Source organism: Mesorhizobium sp. M4A.F.Ca.ET.050.02.1.1 (genome assembly GCF_003997725.1).
In the GTDB taxonomy this organism is placed as follows: Bacteria; Pseudomonadota; Alphaproteobacteria; order Rhizobiales; family Rhizobiaceae; genus Mesorhizobium.
The window spans coordinates 1-5,173 of record NZ_RZSG01000428.1; the positions used below are offsets into that span (position 1 = coordinate 1).

Genomic DNA, 5,173 nt, shown 5'->3' on the forward strand with positions numbered 1-5,173 from the left:
GGAAAGTGCTTTCCCTTTCGGCCGCGGCGCTGTTTGCGTCGACGGTGATTTCGTCCGCGGATTCGCTGGATGAACTCGTCAAGGCGGCCAAGGCGGAGGGCCAGCTCACCACGATCGCGTTGCCGCATGACTGGTGCGGCTATGGCGCCGTCATCGACGGCTTCAAGGCGAAGTATCCGGAACTCAAGATCAACGAACTCAACCCGGATGCCGGCTCGGGCGACGAGATCGAGGCGATCAAGGCCAACAAGGACAACAAGGGCCCGCAGGCGCCCGACGTCATCGACGTCGGCCTGTCCTTCGGCCCGTCGGCCAAGGCCGATGGCCTGATCCAGCCCTACAAGGTGTCGACCTGGGACTCGATCCCGGACAGCGCCAAGGATGCGGACGGTTTCTGGACCGGCGACTATTACGGCGTGCTGTCCTTCCTGGTGAACAAGGATCTGGTCAAGGAAGCGCCGGCTGACTGGGCCGACCTCTTGAAGGCAGACTATGCCAATACGGTTGCGCTCGCCGGTGACCCGCGCGCCTCGAACCAGGCCATCCAGGCCGTCTACGCCGCCGGCCTTTCCGGTGGCGCGGCCGCTGGTGAAGCCGCCGGCACCGCCGGTCTCGACTTCTTCAAGAAGCTCAACGCCGCCGGCAATTTCGTGCCGGTCATCGGCAAGCCGGCGACGCTCGCCCAGGGCCAGACGCCGATCCTGGTCACCTGGGATTACAACGCGCTTGCCGGCCGCGACACGCTGAAGGGCAACCCGCCGGTCGATGTCGTCGTGCCGAAGACCGGCGTCGTCGCCGGCGTCTACGTGCAGGCGATCAGCGCCTACGCGCCGCACCCGAATGCCGCGAAGCTGTGGCTCGAGTATCTCTACTCCGACGAAGGCCAGATCGGCTGGCTGAAGGGCTATTGCCACCCGATCCGCTTCAACGACCTCGCCAAGAACGGCAAGCTCCCGGCCGACGTGATGGCCAAGCTGCCGCCGGCCGAGGCCTATGCATCGGCTGTCTTCCCGACCCTCGATGAACAGGGCAAGGCCAAGGAAGCCATCACCAAGAACTGGGATGCCGTTGTCGGCGCCAACGTGAAGTAACACAATGTAAGGGCCGGGCGGCCTTGGCCGCCCGGCTCCTCTCAAAGACGGTAGCCGGCGCATGACCGATCTCTCGCTCTCCAACCAGGCCATTGCGGGAAAGACCGCGCCGCCCGCCGATGCGCGCAGCCTGAGGCTGCCGACGCAGTGGCTCGGCGTTACACCGTTCTTCGTCTTCGCGATCATGTTCCTGATCCTGCCCACGCTCTATCTGATGCTGGGCGCCTTCCAGAACGACGCAGGCGAGTTCACGCTCGAAAACATCGCGGCCCTGGCGCAGCCGTCGATCGTTGCTGCCTACTGGATTTCCATCAAGGTCAGCCTTGCCTCGGCTCTGATCGGCGCCTTCGCCGGGCTCGCCATCGCCATTGCCATCGTGCGTGGCGGCCTGCCGGACTGGATACGCTCGGCGACGCTGACATTTTCCGGTGTCGCTTCCAATTTCGCCGGCGTGCCGCTGGCCTTCGCCTTCCTTGCCACGCTGGGCCGGCTCGGGCTCGCCACCGTCATCCTGAACACCGTGTTTGGGCTGAACATCTACGCGCACGGCTTCAACATCCTGTCCTTCTGGGGCCTGACGCTGACCTATGTCTACTTCCAGATCCCGCTAATGGTGGTCATCATCACGCCGGCTATCGACGGGCTGAAGAAGGAATGGGGCGAAGCCGCTGCGACGCTCGGCGCGACCACGGCGCAGTATTGGCGTATGGTGGTCATTCCGGTTATCTGGCCGAGCTTCCTCGGCACCGTGATCCTGCTCTTCGCCAACGCCTTCGGGGCGATCGCCACCGCCTATGCGCTGACTGGTTCCTCGCTCAACATCGTGCCGATCCTGCTCTACGCGCAGATCCGTGGCGACGTGCTGCACAACGCGCATCTCGGCTATGCGATCGCCTTCGGCATGATCATCATCACCGGTCTCGCCAATGTCTTCTACATCTGGTTCCGGACCCGCTCGGAGAGGTGGCTCAAATGAAGTCCGGCAGATTCTGGGCCTGGGTCGTCTTTGCGCTGGGCGCGGCCTATTTCTTCATTCCGCTGATCGCGACCGTCGAATTCTCGATGCGCATGCGGCGCGGCGCCTATTCGTTCGACGCCTATCAGATCGTGCTGGGGGACGAACGCTTCCAGGCCACCTTCATGTATTCGGTGGTCGCGGCGATCTTCACTATCATCCTCGGCGTGCTGATTGTGGTGCCCGCGGCCTACTGGATCCGGCTGCGTCTGCCGCAGATCAGGCCGGTGGTCGAGTTCATCACGCTGTTGCCGCTGGTCATTCCGGCCATCGTCATCGTGTTCGGCTACATCCGGATGTACGGCTCCAACTCGCCGCTGCCGTTCCTCGCCAGCGACACCGGCACCAACGCCCTGCTGGTCATCGGCTATGCGACGCTGGCGCTGCCCTACATGTACCGGGCGGTCGATACCGGGCTGCGCACCATCGATGTCAGGACGCTGACGGAAGCGGCGCAGATCCTCGGCGCTGGCTGGGGGACGATCATCACCCGTGTCATCCTGCCCAATGTGCTGATCGCGGTCTTGTCGGGCGCCTTCCTGACCTTCGCCATCGTCATCGGCGAATTCACCATGGCGAGCCTGCTCAATCGGCCGGCCTTCGGACCGTATCTGCAGAATATCGGCGCCAACCGCGCCTATGAGCCGGCGGCGCTTGCCATCATCGCCTTCGCCATTACCTGGGGCTGCATGTCGCTGATCCAGATCCTGTCCCGCTTCGCGCCGAAATCGGCGAACCGCCCCAATTGAACGACAAGCACTGAAAGTCAAAGCCATGGCCGAGCCGTTCCTCTCCATCCAGCATGTGCGAAAGTCCTTCGGCGCCACGACTGTGGTCGAGGATTTCAACCTCGACGTTGCGCCGGGCGAGTTCGTCTCCTTCCTTGGCCCATCGGGCTGCGGCAAGACGACTGTGCTGCGCATGGTCGCCGGTTTCGAGGAGCCGAGCGCCGGCAAGATCGTCGTGGCTGGCAAGGACATCACGCGGCTGAAGCCCAACCAGCGCAATGTCGGCATGGTGTTCCAGGCCTACGCGCTGTTCCCCAACCTGACGGTGGCGCAGAATATCGGCTTCGGGCTGAAGGTGGCGGGGATGCAGAAGGCCGCCATCGATTCCCGCGTCGCCGAGATGCTCGACATCATAAAGCTGCCGCAGATGGCCGACCGCTATCCCTACCAGCTTTCGGGTGGCCAGCAGCAGCGCATCGCGCTGGCGCGCGCGATCGCGCCGAAGCCGAAGCTCTTGCTGCTCGACGAGCCGCTGTCGGCGCTCGATGCAAAGGTGCGCGTGTCGCTGCGCGAGGAGATCCGCTCGATCCAGAAGAAGCTCGGCATCACCACCATCTTCGTCACCCACGACCAGGAAGAAGCGCTGTCGATCTCCGACCGCATCGCGGTCATGTATGGCGGCAAGGCCGAGCAAGTCGGCACGCCGTTCGAGATCTACAACCGGCCGGCGACCAAGTTCGTCGCCAATTTCGTCGGCACACTCAACGTGCTGGAAGGCAAGGTCACCGACCCGGCATCTGGCAAAGTGCAGGTCAACACGCAGGAAGTCTCGCTCAAGGGCAAGCTCAACGGTTCGAAATCCGGCGACACGCTGTCGCTGGCGCTCAGGCCCGAGGCGATTTCGCTGGGGCGGCAACCCGGCCATGACACCAGCCTTTCCGGCGAGATCGCCGAAGTGCACTTCCTCGGCTCGGTCATCCGGGTGCGCGTCGGCATTGGCGGCAACACGGTGTCGCTCGACACGTTCAACAACTCCACGACGCCGCCGCCCGTAGTTGGCGAGAAGGCGGACATCTCGTTTTCGTCCGGCGACATGCTGGTGCTGCACTAGCAAAGCGACAGGAGCGCAATTTCGAGCCGGTGCATCACCTCCCATAGTGATCAGCGTGGGACGATCCGACCCTCATCGCTAACGCGCCAGACAATCAACAGCATCCCGACACGGGGGTACTGCCAACCGTCGCGCTTCATCGCTACGATGAGGTATGGCCCTGTTCGAGATCACCCTTGTCCTGCTTTTGATTGCCGTCGCGCTGGCGGCGCTGTCGCGGCGGCTGGAGGTCCCTTATCCTTCGCTGCTGGCCCTGGCCGGGGTTGGGATTGCCTTTGTGCCCGGCGCGCCAACGATCGAGATCGATCCGGAACTGGCGCTTGCGCTGTTCATAGCGCCGGTGCTTCTCGATGCCGCCTATGACACCTCGCTGCGCGACCTGAAGCGCTACCGGCTGTCGCTGGCGATGCTGGCGCTCGGCGCGGTTGTTTTCACTACCGTGGTCGTTGCCTTCGTCGGCTGGAAGATGGCCGGCCTGCCGATCGCGGCGGCGATCGCGCTCGGCGCCATCGTCGCGCCGCCCGATGCCGTGGCCGCGAGCGCCGTGCTCGGCCAGTTCAAGGTGCCGCACCGCATCATGGCCATCCTGCAGGGCGAGAGCCTGCTCAACGATGCGACAGCGCTGCTGATCTACAGGATTGCGGTTTCGGCCGCGATCGGTTCGGTCATGCTGAAGGACGCGGTGCCGGTGATCCTGCTGTCGACGGTCGGCAGCGTTGTCGCCGGCTATCTGTTCGGCCGCTTCTCTCTGCTGACGCTCACGCGGATCGAGGATGCGGCAAGCAGCACAGTGGTGCAGTTCGCCGGTACATTCGGTGTCTGGATACTTGCCGACAGGCTCGGGCTGTCGGCCATCATCACCATCGTCGTCTATGCCATGACCATCGCGCGCACCGCGCCGCGCCTGATGTCGGCGCGGAGGCGCGTCAGCACCTATTCGGTCTGGGAGTCGGCGGTGTTCGTCCTCAACGTGCTGGCTTTCGTTCTGATGGGCCTGCAGGCACGCTCGATCGTCGGCCGGCTCTCCGGCGACGGGCAAGGCGATGCGTTTCTCTTCGCCGCGACGGTGCTGGCCGTGGTCATCGTGGCTCGCCTCGTCTGGGTCGCGAGCTACGTTGCGGTCATGCGATGGCTTGCCCGCTTCGACAGCGAAGACAAAAGGCGGGATGCACCGACGTTCCGCGGTGCCGTGCTCGTCGGCTGGTGCGGCATGCGGGGACTGGTGACG

General features: G+C 64.2%; 5 protein-coding genes. All 5 read left to right on the plus strand.

Annotated features, from left to right (window positions below; all coding sequences use genetic code 11):
- Positions 1 to 1,091 (plus strand): ABC transporter substrate-binding protein (locus EOA33_RS23490; RefSeq protein ID WP_245482418.1); only part of this gene is annotated, 1,091 nt, incomplete at its 5' end.
- 61 nt (positions 1,092 to 1,152) lie between these two features.
- Complete coding sequence (locus EOA33_RS23495; protein WP_127406710.1) at positions 1,153 to 2,067, plus strand: ABC transporter permease subunit; 915 nt, start codon at positions 1,153 to 1,155, stop codon at positions 2,065 to 2,067.
- Entirely contained in the window at positions 2,064 to 2,855 is a 792-nt protein-coding gene (locus tag EOA33_RS23500; protein ID WP_126058391.1) for an ABC transporter permease, read from the plus strand. The genes EOA33_RS23495 and EOA33_RS23500 overlap by 4 nt, the downstream gene beginning before the upstream one ends.
- A gap of 25 nt (positions 2,856 to 2,880) precedes the next feature.
- On the plus strand, positions 2,881 to 3,945 hold the full coding sequence (locus EOA33_RS23505) for an ABC transporter ATP-binding protein (protein WP_126058392.1): 1,065 nt from the start codon (positions 2,881 to 2,883) through the stop codon (positions 3,943 to 3,945).
- A gap of 154 nt (positions 3,946 to 4,099) precedes the next feature.
- On the plus strand, positions 4,100 to 5,173 hold a 1,074-nt coding region (locus EOA33_RS23510), incomplete at its 3' end, for a sodium:proton antiporter (RefSeq protein WP_145989250.1).